The 15,426-nt window shown below is 38.3% G+C and carries 15 protein-coding genes; 9 read left to right on the top strand and 6 right to left on the bottom strand.

All coding sequences use genetic code 11. The features are described from left to right. Window positions 1-54: 54 nt before the first annotated feature. Window positions 55-405, bottom strand: a complete 351-nt coding sequence (locus E7Z81_RS07665; protein WP_292745980.1) for a hypothetical protein — start codon at window positions 403-405, stop codon at window positions 55-57. A 49-nt stretch (window positions 406-454) separates the two neighbouring features. Here E7Z81_RS07665 and E7Z81_RS07660 point away from each other — a divergent pair, with 49 nt between their 5' ends. After that, on the top strand, window positions 455-1,219 hold the full coding sequence (locus tag E7Z81_RS07660; RefSeq protein ID WP_292745979.1) for a zinc-ribbon domain-containing protein: 765 nt from the start codon (window positions 455-457) through the stop codon (window positions 1,217-1,219). Between the two features lie 23 nt (window positions 1,220-1,242). Here the strand turns inward: E7Z81_RS07660 and E7Z81_RS07655 are convergent, their stop codons facing one another. Continuing rightward, window positions 1,243-1,572, bottom strand: coding sequence for a hypothetical protein (locus E7Z81_RS07655; protein WP_292745977.1), 330 nt, complete (start codon window positions 1,570-1,572; stop codon window positions 1,243-1,245). 351 nt (window positions 1,573-1,923) lie between these two features. On the opposite strand from E7Z81_RS07655, the gene E7Z81_RS07650 reads away from it, so the two are divergent. Continuing rightward, complete coding sequence (locus E7Z81_RS07650) at window positions 1,924-3,120, top strand: SseB family protein (RefSeq protein ID WP_292745974.1); 1,197 nt, start codon at window positions 1,924-1,926, stop codon at window positions 3,118-3,120. A 360-nt stretch (window positions 3,121-3,480) separates the two neighbouring features. Beyond that, on the top strand, window positions 3,481-8,793 hold the full coding sequence (locus tag E7Z81_RS07645) for an Ig-like domain repeat protein (protein WP_292745972.1): 5,313 nt from the start codon (window positions 3,481-3,483) through the stop codon (window positions 8,791-8,793). Between the two features lie 91 nt (window positions 8,794-8,884). Here E7Z81_RS07645 and E7Z81_RS07640 read toward each other — a convergent pair whose 3' ends face one another. Further along, on the bottom strand, window positions 8,885-9,022 hold the full coding sequence (locus E7Z81_RS07640; protein WP_292745970.1) for a hypothetical protein: 138 nt from the start codon (window positions 9,020-9,022) through the stop codon (window positions 8,885-8,887). Between the two features lie 266 nt (window positions 9,023-9,288). On the opposite strand from E7Z81_RS07640, the gene E7Z81_RS07635 reads away from it, so the two are divergent. Continuing rightward, the gene (locus E7Z81_RS07635) at window positions 9,289-9,687 is read left to right on the top strand and encodes a hypothetical protein (RefSeq protein ID WP_292745969.1); all 399 of its coding nucleotides are present in this window, start codon (window positions 9,289-9,291) and stop codon (window positions 9,685-9,687) included. A gap of 39 nt (window positions 9,688-9,726) precedes the next feature. On the opposite strand, the gene E7Z81_RS07630 is transcribed toward E7Z81_RS07635, so the two are convergent. Next, window positions 9,727-10,986, bottom strand: a complete 1,260-nt coding sequence (locus E7Z81_RS07630) for a transposase (protein WP_292745967.1) — start codon at window positions 10,984-10,986, stop codon at window positions 9,727-9,729. A gap of 419 nt (window positions 10,987-11,405) precedes the next feature. On the opposite strand from E7Z81_RS07630, the gene E7Z81_RS07625 reads away from it, so the two are divergent. Genes E7Z81_RS07625 through E7Z81_RS07615 form a run of 3 tightly spaced genes read left to right on the top strand, consistent with a single transcriptional unit; the run spans window position 11,406 to window position 12,796 of the window. Further along, complete coding sequence (locus E7Z81_RS07625) at window positions 11,406-11,858, top strand: dCMP deaminase family protein (protein WP_292745965.1); 453 nt, start codon at window positions 11,406-11,408, stop codon at window positions 11,856-11,858. 39 nt (window positions 11,859-11,897) lie between these two features. Continuing rightward, entirely contained in the window at window positions 11,898-12,542 is a 645-nt protein-coding gene (locus E7Z81_RS07620) for a zinc-ribbon domain-containing protein (protein ID WP_292745963.1), read from the top strand. Window positions 12,543-12,550: 8 nt separating this feature from the next. Continuing rightward, complete coding sequence (locus tag E7Z81_RS07615) at window positions 12,551-12,796, top strand: transcriptional regulator (RefSeq protein ID WP_292745961.1); 246 nt, start codon at window positions 12,551-12,553, stop codon at window positions 12,794-12,796. Here the strand turns inward: E7Z81_RS07615 and E7Z81_RS07610 are convergent. Further along, window positions 12,780-13,301: a macro domain-containing protein gene (locus tag E7Z81_RS07610; protein ID WP_292745959.1), complete on the bottom strand. Its 522-nt coding sequence runs from the start codon at window positions 13,299-13,301 to the stop codon at window positions 12,780-12,782. The two genes, E7Z81_RS07615 and E7Z81_RS07610, sit on opposite strands and share 17 nt — an antisense overlap. Window positions 13,302-13,368: 67 nt before the next feature. On the opposite strand from E7Z81_RS07610, the gene E7Z81_RS07605 reads away from it, so the two are divergent. After that, window positions 13,369-13,989: a HEAT repeat domain-containing protein gene (locus tag E7Z81_RS07605; RefSeq protein ID WP_292745957.1), complete on the top strand. Its 621-nt coding sequence runs from the start codon at window positions 13,369-13,371 to the stop codon at window positions 13,987-13,989. Between the two features lie 210 nt (window positions 13,990-14,199). Here E7Z81_RS07605 and E7Z81_RS07600 read toward each other — a convergent pair whose 3' ends face one another. Continuing rightward, window positions 14,200-14,457, bottom strand: coding sequence for a hypothetical protein (locus E7Z81_RS07600; protein ID WP_292745955.1), 258 nt, complete (start codon window positions 14,455-14,457; stop codon window positions 14,200-14,202). Between the two features lie 144 nt (window positions 14,458-14,601). Between E7Z81_RS07600 and E7Z81_RS07595 the strand changes: the two genes are divergently transcribed. Continuing rightward, entirely contained in the window at window positions 14,602-15,240 is a 639-nt protein-coding gene (locus E7Z81_RS07595) for a hypothetical protein (RefSeq protein ID WP_292745953.1), read from the top strand. Window positions 15,241-15,426: the final 186 nt, after the last annotated feature.

Genomic DNA, 15,426 nt, shown 5'->3' with positions numbered 1-15,426 from the left:
TAATTCTACTTTCGTGGGAAAGTACCAGCCCGTGAAGTAAGAATCCTCGACCTCTTACAGGTCGAGGTAGTTCAATTTTTCAAGAAGTTCAATTATGGTTCTGTTCTGCTTGATGAGCTGCTGGTTCTGCTCTATAATGATGTCCAGCTTGACGGTCTGTGTTGCCAGAAACCTTCCGTTAATCTTGTCAAGCCTTGAAATGCCGTTTGTAACATAGACCTTGTAGACACTGTCAGCAAGCTTTGCCTCATGCTGATATTCGGATATTTTCCTGTTTACCAACTGGAAATCAAGAGATCCCATTTCAGGGTCAAGTGTAGGAACAACCGCACTTTCAACCAGTTCAACACCGCAGTCCAAACAGAACTTTGAATCTTCACCATAGCTTTTCTGCATTTTGGACATATCATATTAATCACCACTTATATATACTTTATTTATCAAATTATATTATATGTTTTGCGATAAATGTGGGGCCGAAAACCCTGATGATGCAACATTCTGCGGGCAATGCGGCCATAAATTCAAGGTAAATGTAAAATCGGATGTTAAACATGAAAAGAACACAATTCTTGCACTTGTAATTTCATTTCTTCTAACCGGACTTGGAATCGTATATGCAGGAAACGTCAAAAAAGGGATTCTCCTCTTTATTGGAGGACTGATTTTTTCCATTCTGGGCCTTGCGGTTCCTGTGTGCACTGTCATTGCAGTGATAATATGGGTATATGCATTGTATGAAACCTACAATGAGGTCAAAAGGGCGCAGGGTGTAGCAAATCCGAATCTCATTGAGGATTTTAAAGCTTGGGATTCTCCAAAAAAGGCTGCCGGAATAATTGTGGCAATCATAATACTTCTTATTGTTGTGGCTTCAGTCTTTTCTGCCTTTGCACCAAGACATGACTATTCAAGCTATTCAGATGATTATTCAACCTCAGATTATAGTGGCGGCATTTCATCTTCAGGAAGTTCCTCCTCTTCAAGTTCCGGAAGCTATTCATCCTCTTCAAACGGAAGGGATGTGGAATCACACTATGAAGGTGATGCTGGTTCTGCCGATACATACGGAACAGTCTATGATGACGGAAGCGTGGAGTCACATCAAAGCGGACACACAGACTACGGGGACTATCAGATTGACTCCTATATGGACAGCAACGGAAACCTACATGGAACAGTTGATGTGGGCGGCCAGACTTACCACGTAAGCAGTTAAACTGTAACTTTTTAAATGAGGAGTCAATGGCTTAAATCCTCAATGCATAATGTATTGTTGTGTTCAAAGCCGAATGCCTCCTGGCCGAGGATGTGGTTGTTTTCGACAAACCACATTCTGAAAATCTCCTCAATGTCTTCGGAACGGGTGAATACACATAAAAGCAGTTCCTCAAATGACCTTTTTTTGTAGTGGCTTTCGACTTTTGTGATATAAAAACTGTCGTGGGCATTTTCATCAAGCCTTTCAATCAGTTCTTTTAGAATTTCATCCATTTCAATCTCTTCAAGATTTCCATTTGTGTTTTTGTAAAGCGGGATGTGCAGGACGTATCTGTGGTTCAATTTTTTCATGATTTCACTCCTGATAGCATATGTTATTATCATTTTAGTAACAAAATATTTATATGTTTCCTCGTCAAAGTGATAATCATAGAAGAGTTTTAAAAGGTTTCAAAAAAATTCAAGATGCTCAAGTATTTAAATGATGAGATACAAAACATCAATTGTCTTTATGAAATATAGTGTTTTCCATGTAGCAATACATGGAATTCCATTTTAAGAACTATTTTTTTTTGAAATTTTACATTTTTAATTTAACTCTTTTTTGATTAAATAGCTTGGCATGTCAAAATTTTGACGGATAATGCCTGATTGCGGATTTAACAGGATATTCTTGTGCAAGTATCCTGGAAAGTGATTTTAATGAAAATTGAAGATATCTCAAACGGTGAACTTAGAAGGCTTTTGGGCACTGAAAACCCCTCAGACGAAGACATTTCAGCACTGGCCCGTGAGCTTTTCAAATCATCCCTGATAATTCCATGCGTCAATGCAGACGACGGCGTCAACTTCGTTTTGATATGGAACAGTCAAGACGAAGCACATCTGCCTCTTTTTACAGACATTGACGAGTTTGAAAAGATATTTGAAAGCTATGATGAGGTATTTGCACAGGCATATGACTTTGATGACATTCTAAGCGTGGCCGAAGAGAAAATTGTAATTAATCCAGCATCCGAATCATTCGTATTTGACTCGGATGCACTATTTACAGGTGATAAGATGGATGAAAAGAAACTGGAAGAGCTTAAAAAGGAAACACAGATTGACAACTCACGTCTTGAAGAGATAATGGCAAGGGAAATAACTCCTGAAATGCAGAGGGAATTTTTTGAAGCGGTGAAGGACGCTCAGCTGTACCTTCCCGTATCACTCAGTGAAAACATGTTTGCAGGCATTGAAAATGCAAAGGAAGGGGATGTCTTTGAACCGGAAGGACAGCCGGGATTCAACATCAACTACCTCACCAACAGCGAAGGCGAAAAGGCAGTGCCGCTTTTCACATCCGATGAAATGATGGAAAAGTCAGGACTTAAAAGCTCAGCAATGATAATGTATGTTTCAGACATTGTGGAAATGCTAAGCCAGTCAGAGAGATACTCAACAGTGGTGATAAATCCGTTAACCGAGACAGAACTCAATATTCCAATGGAATCATTCATAAACATATTAAGACAGCCCACTGAAGAGGAAAACGAGATGATGGAATCAATAAACAGGCTGGTTGAACTTCTTGAAAAGCATTCAGTGGAGCTTGAGGAAAACACCACATTATTTATAAGGCTTGATGAAAACCTCATGGTGGAAAATGCTGTCGACGGAGTTTTCACAGTTCACGTTCCTGTATATGTGTCAAGCAATCCCAAATACCGTGAGGACCTCAAATACACAAACATTCTGCTGATGCCTAAATCAAAAAAGATCCTGCCGATAGGGCCATCCGAAAACGACCTTGACATTGTCATAGCGCCTGGAACAGAATTCCATCTTGAAGACACAATGGATGAGACCACAAACCTCTGGATGTGCGGAGCCCAGCCGTTCTATGATGACAGGTGATGGGATGGAAATAGCTATTGACAGAAATATGTCGGATGACTATTACGGTGAAGTTCTGGCAATAAGAAACAACTATCAAAGGATTATTTAAAATCCAAAAAAAGAAAATTGCGAGAAATTCATCTAAAAATATCATTGCAGTCAGTGCCTATTACAGGGATGCAGTAATCTCTGCAGTATCAGATAAGGGTCTGATTGTTGACAATTCAAAATAATGGCATTATTCACCATGCCATTCCATTTATTTTTTTCTTTTTTTCATAAACGCCTCTTTTTTTGTCCGAATTCAGTAATCTATATATTAGATACAATTAAACAATTAATTATATATAACTTATGAATTTCAAAAGGAGTTTAAAGATGATTGGACATAAAAAGGTAATTTTAGTCTCAGTTCTTCTTTTGTTTTTCTTTCTGACTGCATCGGGCGTAAGTGCAGTTGAAGATAACATAACTGATGAATTGAGCGAAGATTTGGCCGCAGATGAAATCGTGGCCGAAGATTCAGATGTGAAACTTGAAAATTCTGATGAAAATGATTTGGTAGGTGAAGAGGAAGGTTGGGTTGACGCTTCTGAGGCCTATGAAATTTTGAATGACTATAGAACAGAGAAAGGTGCATGGTTTTGGGCACCGAACAATATAAGAATTGAATATTTCAATACTCATGAAGACAACCAGCTTCAGCCGTTAATAATGGATGCTGAATTGGAAGAGACAGCAAAAATTAGGGCAAAGGAATGTTCAGTAAAATATTCACATACACGTCCTGATGGTTCTGACTGTTTTTCAGCATATCCTGATAAGTTTTGGACATGGGGTGAGAATCTTGCACCTGCAGTCAGTGCTGAAATGGCCACTGAAGTATGGAAAGAGGACTTTTTGGATTTTGCTGATCAGGGTCACAGGCGAAATATGCTCAGTAATGACTTTACTCATGTTGGTATTGCAGGTTACAGGGCCGCTGACGGAACAATCTACTGGGTTCAGGCATTTGGAGGAGATTTTGTTGAAATAGAAAAGAAAAACCAGACACCTCCTGATTCATCACAGAAGACATTCAGTGATTTAAATGCATTAATTAAAAACAGCACTGACGTCAGGCTGCAAATGGATTATGTTTACTATAACGATGATGAGTTAAGGGGAGGAATTGTCATTGACAGGCCTTTAACAGTTGACGGATGCGGACATACAATCGATGCAAGGAAATATGCAAGGATATTCAACATCACTTCAGACAATGTGGTTTTGAAAAACATCAACTTTGAAAATGCATATATTGACTTTGTTTATGGAGGGGCAATATATTCAATAGGGAAAAATCTAACCATTTTGAACTGCAGCTTTAAAGATAACTTTGCATATTACGGATCATGTGTTGCCTCAACTGCAGGTGATGTTTCTTTTGATGGATGCAGCTTTTTGGATAACTATGGTGTTGAGGGAAGTTCAGTATATCTGTTTGATGCTGACGGTGATTTCAGAAACTGTGATTTCATAAATGATGCAGAAATATTATATGGGACATTATCATCAAGCAATTCCAAAGTTACAGTCGAAGACTGCAGATTTATTGGTAATGTGGGATATAAATCAGGTGCATTAAATATCAATTGCACAGACTCTTCCTTTATCAACTGCAGGTTCATCGAAAATGTCGCCCAGCTTGAAGGGGGTGCCATATCATTAAATGCTTCCATTGCCGATTTTACAGGCTGTGATTTTACAGACAACGTCCTGGACTGTAAGTATTATGCATATGGTGGAGCAGTATATGCATCAGGAAGTGACATTACATTTGACGCAAGCAATTTCAATAACAATAGCTTATATTCTAAATATTCCTACGACACTAACGGTGGCGCCGCATATCTAAGTGAAGGTAATGTTTCATTTACAGACTGCAGTTTTGATAACAATACTGCAGGAATATTTGGCGGTGCATTGTGTCTTAGTGACAGTAACAGTTCAGTTGTCAACTGCAGCTTCAGGAAAAACAATCTTACCCGAACAGATATGAATACACATGGAGGTGCAATCTATTCTGAGGGTCATGAAATAACTGTTGAAGGTTGTACATTTACAGATAATGCCGGATATTATGGCGGTGCAGTTGCAACTTGCTGTGGTGAGGTTACAATTGTGAACAACACTTTCAATGGAGGTTACGGCAGGTTTTATGCCGGTGCAATTTATTCAAAGGAAGATAATATCACCATTAAAGAATGCAGTTTTGAAAACAATAGCGGCACATTTGATGGTGGTGCAGTATCTGTATTTAACAGCAATGCCACAATTGAAGATTGCAGTTTTATAAATTCTACCTGCGAGTATGGTGGCGCTCTTTATCTGGCAGATGCTAATGTCGATATTGTGAATTGTGATTTCATTAAAAATTCTGTATATTCAAGTTATGATAATGCCAATGGGGGAGCAATATTTGTAAACGGAGGTCATGTTCACCTAAATGAATGCAATTTCACAGGCAATTCTGCACATTCAGATGAGTATCCTGCCGGAGGAGGTGCAGTTTATTCGATGCAGGGTAATGTAAATATTTCAGACTGCAGATTTGCCGATAACAATGCCGTGTGGGGTATTGCCATACACTCAAGATATGGTGAAATTTCAGTTGTTGCGTGTGATTTTGTAAATGATGCATTATATGAAGGATGTGCAATATATTCAGATAGTTCCAATGTCCATGTAGAGGACTGTGATATCACAGGACACACTGCAGGATATGGACCTTGCCTGTATTTGATTAACGGTAATGTTTCTATTCTATCATGTGACTTTACAGACAACTTCGCTAAATATGCCAGCGGTGGTGCAGTATATCTATATAACTGCAATGCAGGTGTAGAAAACTCAAACTTCAACAATAATAAGGCAGATAACGATGCAGGTGCACTACTTGCAGACAAAGGTGAAGCTTCACTTATTAATTGCAGCTTTACAAATAACATTGCAGCATGGAATGGAGGTGCCGTATCCCTTATCAATGGTAATTTCACAGTCTTTGACTGCAGATTTAACAGCAATACTGTCAATTCAAATAGTTTTGTTTCATATGGTGGGGCAATTAAGCTGTCTAATGCAAATGCCGATGTCATTTCTTGCAGTTTTACAGATAATTATGTAAATGCCAGTTATGATGCTTATGGTGGTGCCCTATCCTGTGAAGAAAGTGAAGTCTCATTGCAGTATTGTAATTTCACCAATAATCGTGCATCTCAGGGTTCATGCATATTTTCATCAAAATCAAAGACTGATGTTTCAAAATCCAATTTCATGAATAACAATGCAGATTTTGCAGGAACAGTATATTCCGCTGAAGGAAATCTCACAATAACAGATTCAGATTTCATTGAAAACTTTGCAAATTCCTATGGTGGAGCAGTATATTCAATTGACGGAAATCTCACAGTAAAAGATACTGATTTCATTGAAAACTTCGCAAATTCAGGTGGTGGGGCAATATACTTATACAACAGCAATGCTGATTTCATCGGTTCCACTTTCACAAATAACTCTGTAAATCTTGATTACAATGCATATGGGGGTGCAGTATATTCAGCAAATTCAAAAACTACATTAAAGGATTCCACCTTCAAAAACAACACTGCATTTAACGGTGCTGCTGTATATGGCTGTGATGCAATCGGATGCACATTTGAAGACAACTACGCAACAGGCACTGCAGCTGCAATCTACGGTGACAATAACTTCGCTGAAAACTGCAGATTTATAAGAAACACTGCATTCGGTGACAATCCGACATACAACGTGACAGTAAAAGACTCCACATTTGATGACAACATAATTCTTAAAAGGGCACAATTGGACATTGAATACCTTGAAGCTGAATATTATCAGGGTGACCTGATTTATGCCTACCTCTATTCAGGCTACTATCAATACATCAACAATGCCACAGTAACACTGAGAGCATACAAAGGTGATGTGCTTGCAGACACATTTGAATTCAGCTCCGGTGACGGCTGGACAGTAAACATAACAGAAGGCACATATCTGTTTGTATTCAGTGTTGAAGAGCCTGACTATGTGGTAAGTCCTGTCAATGCAACAGTGACAATCATCAAAAATGAAATAGCTGACGTGAAAATAGATGTTTCAGACAATATCTATTCACAAGAAACTGTTGTAAAAGTTACAGGCAATGTAGACGGAGGCATTGGAATATATCTTGACGATTCTTATTGGGATTATATGGATGTTGAAGCAAATAAAAGCGCTGAAATTTCATTGGGCTATCCTTCAGCAGGCAGTCATGAAATCAGAATTGTAATTACTCCTTCAAATCCGAGGGTTGTTCAAAAGACATTCACCAAGTCATTCACTGTTAATAAAAAGCCGACTTCAGTTGCTGTTGACGTTGCCGATGTTACAGATGATGAAAATGTATTTGTCAATATTTGGGCTTCCGAGGACGGTACAGTTGAGATTAAAATTGGTGATGCTGTTCAGTATGTCAATGTCATTGCAGATGAAGACTCTTCTGTTGATATGGGCATTTTTTCAAAGGGTTCATATTCTGTTGATGCCATATTTTCAGCAGGTGACAACTATATTGATTCCAGCGCTTCAAAAACATTCAGGGTTTTAGGCAAAATCTCTCAGGATGACATTAAAATAACTCCTCCTGGTGAAGGATCAAGGGACATTCCTGTCAGCCTTCCGGCCGATGCAAAGGGTAAGGTCACATTGACCATTGCAGGTGAGGACTATGAGTTCGATGTTGTTGACGGTAAGGCAATTGTCACTTTCCCTGATGTGACCGGTGACAATCCATATACTATCACATACTCAGGTGACGACCAATATGCAGGTTTCAGCATGCAAGGAAACTACAATTCAGACAAGGACATTACAATCAATCCCGACATGAAAGTCACAGAATTTGAGGACGGAACAGCTCATGTAACCCTTCCAAGTGATGCAACAGGAACAGTAACACTAACAGTAAACGGTGAAAAATACAGTTTTGATGTTTCAGGCGGAATCGTAACACTTGCACTACCTGCACTTGCAGACGGAAACTATGAATATGAAATAAGCTATTCAGGTGATGACAAATACAATGGTGCAGTGCAGAACGGAAACGTTGAAATAATAAACCCTTCAATCACCGCTTCAAACGCAAAGGTAACCTACACTGCAGGAACATACTACCAGATTGCAGTTAAGGGATTCGGAGGAAAACCTGCTGCTGCTGAAGTGGTAATCAAGGTCAATGGCAAGAAGTTCAAGACAATGCCTGCCGATGCAGACGGAAAATGCAAGTTCAAGGTAACCCAGATTCCTGGAACATACAAGCTGGAGATAACATCCCTTGGAGTTACAAAAAAAGCTACCCTGACAGTTAAACACCTCATGACACTCAAAAAAGTCGCTGTCAAGAAATCAGCCAAAAAGCTTGTTCTAACCGCAACACTTGCAAAGATAAACAAGAAATACATTAAGGGCAAAAAGATTACCTTCAAGTTCAACGGCAAGAAATACACTGCAAAAACCGACAAGAAGGGAGTTGCAAAATTAACAATAAAATCAACTGTCCTTAAAAAATTGAAAGTATCCAAAAAGGTTACCTATCAGGCAACATACCTTAAGGATACTGTAAAATACAGCATAAAAGTCAAAAAATAGGTGGAATTAACTTTCACTTATTTTTCCTATTTTTTTTAGATAAAACATTTAAAATTATTCTTTTTTCTGTTTTTTAATCTTTTAATTATAGCTAATTTTTATGAGGGTCTTTTAAACAATTAGCTTTCTTTTTTTTAAATATATATTTTACCATCACTTTTTTGTATTTATCTGGTTTTTTAGCTATTTTTAAGGTAATTGCAGCAATTCCTTTTTTTCCAAATTGCAAAATTTATCCTGCATTATAATGATATTTCCGATTGTTTAAATTGAAAAGTTTTCATTGGCTTTTAATTTTAATTCAACGGTTTTTACAGAATAATATAATATTATAATTATTGTATTTAGGTTAATTTATTTTATATTTTAAGCAATAAAGTATAAGAATAAACAGTCAATATTTTAATTAAAACGATACCTTTATATACTGCCTCAACACAATATAATATTAGACAACATGTAATGTTTCAACCATCAAATAACAGGAAAAAAATTATGACTTACGAAAAAATTAATGAAAAACCGGAAAAATTGCCTTTCGCCAAAAATGAGGTAACACGCCTCATGAGAAAGCATCTTGACGACGACAAGATGATCAGGGACCAGGTCAAGGTGGAAATGAATAAATTCCTCCACTCTGTCCTCATAAGCGTATGCAAACGGCTTAACGAATACCCGTACACTACAATAGAATACGAGATGCTTAAGGAATGCATCTACCCTTACAAAAACATTGAAAGAATAAATGAGGAAAAGCAGCGAATTCTCATGCATCTTGACGCCATCAAGGCGGACTGCGATGCCCTGGCAATGGACGTTGAAAAAAGCCTGAGGCTTACAGACACACCTGAAAGGGACACCTTTGCCGATTTCACACTTGACGGGGGCGAGTAGTATTCTTGAACCTCTCCAGCTTGTAGAAGCTGGAGATTCTTAGGCCATACCTATTGTTTTGTCAAAGCCTTTCCATTCGTAATAATATTCGAATTTGCCTTGACCAATAGGTATGAAATCTACTAAGCATAGCACCATTGAACCAGTGGCGCGTAGAGCTTCGTCTAAAATATTTTTTGCAGCATTAACATCTCTTTGAAGTATGCTATGGCAGCGTGGACATTCCCATTCTCTTTCATCACGACCTAAACCATGATTTATTTCACCACAAACATTGCATCTTTTACTGGAAGGGAACCATCGATCGATTTGTACGAATTCACGTCCGTACCATTCTGATTTGTATCGTATCATTTCAATGAGTTTTCCCCAGCCTATTTCATGAATGCTTCTGCTTAAACTTCTTGCTCGTATCATTCCTCGTATGTTTAATGTTTCCATTGCTATGAATTCGCAGTGTTTTACAATATTGTAGGATATTTTATGATAATAGTCGTTGACGACATTGTTTTTCTTGTTTATCCATTTGTGGAGTTTTTTTAGTGTTTTTTTCCAGTTGGATCCACCTTCTTTTTGGCGTGCTAGTTTTTGTTGGTAATATTGTATTCTACGGTTTATTTTTTTTAAATCGGGTTTGTGTATGACTTTTCCGTTGGAAAATGTTAGGAAGTCTGTTAATCCCACATCTATGCCTACATATAAAGAAGGGCCGGAAAATGTGTCCCTTGGTTGTATTTTTTCTACTTCATATGTTATGCAGACGAACCATTTTCCGTTTTCTTTTAGGATTGTGGCTTCTTTGATTTTGCCGTCGATGTCTCTTTTATGTTTGACTTCAATGTATCCTAGTTTGTTTAAGTGTAATTTGTTATCTTCCCATCTTATAGAACCTTTTATTCCGTTTTTAGTTTCATATTCGTTGTTTCTGAGTGTGATGGATTTTACTGGATTTTTTTTAAGGGACTTGAACTTGGGGTGTCCGGTTCTTCCATCGTAGTATCCATCATATGCTTTTATGAGACGGTCGGTGGATGCTTGTATGCAGGTGGATTCTGCTTTTTTCAGGAATGGTTTTTGTTTTTTTAGATTTCTTACGATTTTTTGTGTGTAATTACGGTTGATTTTACATGTTTTTCCTATTCCAAATTCTTTGACTAGGTTTTCACGGTAAATGCTGTATTCTAATGTTTTGTTGAATACATAACCGGTTGCCCGTAAATTGAAATTTAATTCCCCTTCTAAATCCTCATCAGGGACAAACTCAATCTTATCGGTCAAAATAAAAGTTTTATCAACCATAATTGCTCCCCACACCTTTTTTAGACAAAAATCTCATTAATTTAATTTGTATACTCGAAAAAAAAACATCGATTTAATTTTTTTGATTAAACATCAAAAAAAATATGTTTTCTTTTTCTTATAACAACTTATATATCTTTATAATAAATAGAGTTTATCTAAGAGCATTTGAAAAGTAATACAGTATATTTTTTTATTTTGCAAAAAAAATTCCAAAAATACAACACCCTCTCTTAAAAGTGCAATTCATCTCCCGGCTTAAAGAAGCCGGAGAATTCTTGCACAATAATGTTAAAAACTAGCCAGATTTCACCTGACAGTGACCTCAGATAATCCATTCAAAGTTAATATAAGATTAACACCAAATAGTATAATCAGGAAAAAAATTATTTTTCATGTTTTAACCGGGTGATTATTTTATGGCAGATGAAAACAATGCAAATCGTATGAGCAAGAACGAGTATTATCTTGCAATCGCTCTTGCAGTATCAAAAAGAAGCACATGTCTTAAAAGAAGATACGGTGCAGTAATTGTCAACAACGACGAGATAGTAAGTACAGGTTACAACGGCAACCCTAGAGGAGAGGAAAACTGCTGCGACAGAGGGGACTGCCAGAGGATGAACCTTCCGTCAAATTCAGGAAACTATAACGACTGCTTTTCAGTCCACGCCGAACAGAATGCAATGATCAGCGCAAGCAGAAACGAAATGCTCGGCTCAACAATCTATCTTGCTGGAGAAAAGTATGATGACGGCGAATGGCTTGAAATAGAAGACGCCGAACCCTGCCCAATATGTTTCAGAATGATTAAAAACTCAGGAATCGACAAGATAGTCAGCAAGAAAGGAATCCTGCAGCTCCACGAATAGCTGCAAACATATCTTTTTTTTAAAAACAGGTGATTTACCGTGTACTGTGAAAACTGCGGAAGCGAAATTCCAGAAGGAGCATCATTCTGCTCCAGCTGCGGACACAAAATCAAAAAAACACATCACAAAAACATTTACCTTGCCCTTGTGCTCTCGTTCATTTTATCAGGACTGGGTTCAGTATATGCAGGAAATACCCAAAAGGGAATGATAATCATCGCATTAAGAATACTTTTTGCAGCTTTAGCTGTTTTTGTAAATGTTTTTATGGTATTTACCATGCTGGTATGGGCATATGGATTCTATGCGGCATATCAGGATGTTCAGATTGCAAACGGACATTCAAATCCAAAACTTCTTGAAGATTTCAAGACATGGAGCCAGAACAAACAGATACTGGCCGTCCTAATAGTATGTACAATACTCTTTTTAACAGTTTCAAGCTGCATTGTAAACCTGACAATGGATCCGTACTCCCCGTCAGATTCATACTCCAGCTACCACACAGGGTCAAGTTCATCATCAAGCAGCAGTGGCAGTTCACATTCATCCTCCCATTACGGGGGAGTTGACGACTCACCGAACGTAATAGCCAAAAACGATCCCGACTGGTACTATGACCATTACGAATACGGTGACAACGACAAGATTGATGAATATCTTGAATCACAGGGATACGACTAGTGATTTAAATGGATGATGAGGTAAAATACGTCAGAAGATCCCAGTACAGGCTGAGGGTGATGAGGTCTCTTGAAGGTGAGGTGAAGATGCCCTCTGAAATTGCCGTTGACGCTGAAATATTTCAAAACCACATCTCAAACACACTGGGGCAGTTAAGAAATCACGGACTTGTTGAGTGCATCAATCCCGAAGTCAAAAGGGGAAGGCTTTACCGTCTGACACCTGAGGGTGAGAAAATCATAAAATCTCTTTGATTGTCTTTTCACCCAGTAATCTGCTTTCATCGCTTCTCACAGCAAAGGTGATGCTTATCGGATAGTCGGGGTTGTCTTTGATGAAATCCCTGCAGGCTTTAATGGCTATCTGCCATGCTTCATTTTTCGGATATCCGTAAATTCCTGATGAAATCACGGGAAAACCTATTGAACGGCATCCGTTTTCCATTGCCAGTTTCAGGGAATTTTCATATGCGCTGTAGAGAAGTTCAGCTTCACTGTCACTTCCGCCATACCAGACAGGACCTACGGCATGGATGATGTAATCCGCTTTCAAATCAAAGCCCGGTGTGATTACCGCCGAACCTGTAGGGCATCCTCCGATTTTTCTGCATGCATCTTCAAGCTTTTTAAAACCTGCAGCTCTAAATATTGCTCCGCAAACGCCACCTCCACTTGCAAGAGAGCTGTTTGCCGCATTTACAATAACGTCAGCTTCAAGTTCCACTATATCAGTCTGTTTTACTTCTATACTGCTTTTCATCTAAAAACAACTCCTTTTTCAATAAGATATATGTAGCATCAGGGTCATATAATTATCTGGTGTTTTTATGGACGATGGGGTTATTTTAACTCAACTGAGAGACATTACAAAGCAGAGAATGTCATGGGGTGTTAAAATTGATGATGTTGCATCAATACTTGGCGAAGACTATTCTTCTAAAGTCAAGGCAAAGGCGCTGTGGCTTCTGGGAGAGATGGGACTCAAGCACACTGATGAAATCTCAGATTATGTCGCAGATATTGCCTCATACATGGACAGTAGCGATTCAAAGCTTAGGGAAAGGTCGGCCAATGCTCTTGGAAGGATAGGCAGGGGCGATGTGAGCCTTGTAGCTGATTATATTGAAAATCTTATGGAGCTTCGCTTTGACATAGATGAAAACGTACGCCATGCATTCATCTGGGCCTGTGAAAACATCGCAACAAACAATCCCGAAATGTTCTGTGATAATCTTGACATATTTTTTGACATGATATCCGATTCAAGCGATAAAGTAAGGATTGAGGCGCCTGAAATGTTCAGGGTTGTTGGAAAAACCAAACCAGAATCTGTAATCCCATATCTTGAAAGGCTTGAGGAGATTTCACAAAATGACGCCAACCGTGTTGTCCGCATACACAGTGCAGGTGCTCTCAAGGCAACCCGAAAGGCACTTGGCGAAATGTGACTTACATTAACGTCCGCAATAATCATACTAAAATAACTTTTTTTAACTCTTTCATATATACTCACGTTTCAAGCAGTGATGTATTTTACAAAACATTGCCGTTAATGTAAAATCCGATTAATTAAATTGAACTTTATAAATGATGGTGCCTATTTTATTTGGGATGTGTTGAATATAATGGGATGATTGTATGGTGGTGTGTGATGTGGATTAGTAGTTCTCACCGATCCATCCCTGGTTGATGTCGGGGTATCCGCACTCCTCGCAGTAGCCGTCATAATATGGTGCTCCGCAGGAAGGGCATTCACAGTAATCGTCATTGTAACTTCGTGTATTGCTGCTGTATGTATTTCTATTGACTGTTTGTGTTTTTCTGGATGATGTGTTTCCTGAGCTTTTGTCATCACCAAGAGCACAGCAGGCGGCAACGATAATGAAAAATAATATCAGATAAATAATTCCTGTCATGTTTTCACCTTTATGATTAGATTAAGATGTCATTGTATATATAGAATGTTGTTAATGTAGTTAAAACCGGTTACTATTAAAAGCCACAACTTATATATTTTTGAAGACAACATATTATCATTCTACAAAAAAAGGGGTGATTTGATGAGAGACCATTTCAGGGAAGATGAAAACGAACTGCCGTATCTTGTCTGGCAGAGAAGGGACAGAGATGAGGACCGTGGGCAATCCTATAGTGATTTTGAAGACTTTGAACCTATAAAGATAAGTTTCAATAACATTCCATACAGCCAGTTTTCGTCATATGCCGGAAGGCTGCAGCTGACCTCAGAGCAAAAGGCACGGCTAATTTCTTGCGTTGAGATTAAACCTCGAAACTGCACATTTTCCCTCAACCAGAACGGCGATGATATCAGAATCACATTCAGGATTGAAAATGAATATCTCGACACCGAAATCACCGTCAGCTATGATCCCTTTTCAGGAACCCTTGAGTACCGCTACGGATACACTCACCATGACCGCCTGCAGTCCATGAAGTGGTTCAGGGATGCAGTCAGCCTCATTGAAAGGCAAAACGACTATAAATACGAGTTCTGCTATGAGGGACATGATTTTTCAACACAAACCGGCAGGCTTGTCGTGAATGACTCTTTTAAAACATGCGTGATGTTTGAAAAGGATGGGGATGACGACCATTATGGGTATAAGGTTAATTTCGCCAGCAGAAGACTTGAAGAATATCATACATATCCGTTTCATGAATATTTCTTGTTTTTCTGATGAACAGTTAATCGGATAGCTGTAAAAATAGGTTATTGGGCAGTATTGGGTTTAAACTAAATTATTCAAATTGTTGACTTATACTGCGATGATTTTTATTTTTTGATTTTTGTTGACTTATACTGCGATGATTTTTATTTTTTGATTTTTGTTGACTTATACTGCGATGATTTTTATTTTTTGATT

This window comes from Methanobrevibacter sp. (assembly GCF_015062935.1).
Taxonomy (GTDB): domain Archaea; phylum Methanobacteriota; class Methanobacteria; order Methanobacteriales; family Methanobacteriaceae; genus Methanocatella.
This window is presented reverse-complemented; position numbering and strand designations above follow the sequence as displayed.

Coding starts and splice junctions, on each gene's coding strand:
- E7Z81_RS07665 (WP_292745980.1), bottom strand. CDS start 405: ATGTCCAAAATGCAGAAAAGCTATGGTGAAGATTCAAAGTTCTGTTTG.
- E7Z81_RS07660 (WP_292745979.1), top strand. CDS start 455: ATGTTTTGCGATAAATGTGGGGCCGAAAACCCTGATGATGCAACATTC.
- E7Z81_RS07655 (WP_292745977.1), bottom strand. CDS start 1,572: ATGAAAAAATTGAACCACAGATACGTCCTGCACATCCCGCTTTACAAA.
- E7Z81_RS07650 (WP_292745974.1), top strand. CDS start 1,924: ATGAAAATTGAAGATATCTCAAACGGTGAACTTAGAAGGCTTTTGGGC.
- E7Z81_RS07645 (WP_292745972.1), top strand. CDS start 3,481: ATGATTGGACATAAAAAGGTAATTTTAGTCTCAGTTCTTCTTTTGTTT.
- E7Z81_RS07635 (WP_292745969.1), top strand. CDS start 9,289: ATGACTTACGAAAAAATTAATGAAAAACCGGAAAAATTGCCTTTCGCC.
- E7Z81_RS07630 (WP_292745967.1), bottom strand. CDS start 10,986: ATGGTTGATAAAACTTTTATTTTGACCGATAAGATTGAGTTTGTCCCT.
- E7Z81_RS07625 (WP_292745965.1), top strand. CDS start 11,406: ATGGCAGATGAAAACAATGCAAATCGTATGAGCAAGAACGAGTATTAT.
- E7Z81_RS07615 (WP_292745961.1), top strand. CDS start 12,551: ATGGATGATGAGGTAAAATACGTCAGAAGATCCCAGTACAGGCTGAGG.
- E7Z81_RS07610 (WP_292745959.1), bottom strand. CDS start 13,301: ATGAAAAGCAGTATAGAAGTAAAACAGACTGATATAGTGGAACTTGAA.
- E7Z81_RS07605 (WP_292745957.1), top strand. CDS start 13,369: ATGGACGATGGGGTTATTTTAACTCAACTGAGAGACATTACAAAGCAG.
- E7Z81_RS07600 (WP_292745955.1), bottom strand. CDS start 14,457: ATGACAGGAATTATTTATCTGATATTATTTTTCATTATCGTTGCCGCC.
- E7Z81_RS07595 (WP_292745953.1), top strand. CDS start 14,602: ATGAGAGACCATTTCAGGGAAGATGAAAACGAACTGCCGTATCTTGTC.